Annotated in this window: 1 protein-coding gene; it reads right to left on the bottom strand. The window is 55.4% G+C overall.

The window, feature by feature from the left end; translation table 11 throughout:
• Nucleotides 1-99 precede the first annotated feature (99 nt).
• A partial coding sequence (locus tag L6R21_28125; protein ID MCK6563072.1) for an ABC transporter permease occupies nt 100-689 on the bottom strand: 590 nt, incomplete at its 5' end.

Raw genomic sequence — 689 nt, 5'->3', positions numbered from 1 at the left:
TGGAAGATGTATGAAAAGCTGGGCTTTACCCGCTACGAAGCGCTGGACTTTATGCAGGGAGCACTGCCGGTGTTCGGGTTCAGACTCGCGCTTTGATATTTACTCACTCCGCAACGCTTTCACTGGGTTTGCCAGCGCAGCCGTAATGCTCTGAAAACTTACCGTCAGGAACGCAATGGCAACCGCTGTCGCGCCCGCGGCGCCAAACATCCACCATTCCAGGTGGATGCGGTAGGCGAAATCGGAAAGCCAGCGATCCATAAAATACCAGGCAACGGGCGTGGCAATGACCAATGACAAAATGACGAGTAGCAGGAAGTCTTTGGCTAGTAGGCCCGTGATGCCCATCACGGAAGCCCCCAGCACTTTGCGGATGCCGATTTCCTTGGTGCGCTGCCGGGTCATATAGGCAGCCAACCCCAGCAGGCCGATGCAGGCAATAAAAACCGCGAGCAGGGCAAACAGGCCGAAGATGCGCTGTTCCCGTTGTTCGGCTGCGTACAGCTTGGCCAGGTTGTCGTCGAGGAAGCTGTAGTGGAAAGGCCGTTCAGGCGCCATCCGATTCCACAATTTTTCCGCTTCCGGAATAAATCCCTGAAACTGTTCCGGCTGGATACGAGCCACCAGCGTGTTATTTGTGCGCTGGGCCACCTGGTGATAGACCAGAAAAAGCGGTACGATGTTTTCGT

This window comes from bacterium (genome assembly GCA_023150945.1).
Taxonomy (GTDB): Bacteria; Zhuqueibacterota; Zhuqueibacteria; order Zhuqueibacterales; family Zhuqueibacteraceae; genus Coneutiohabitans.
This window is presented reverse-complemented; position numbering and strand designations above follow the sequence as displayed.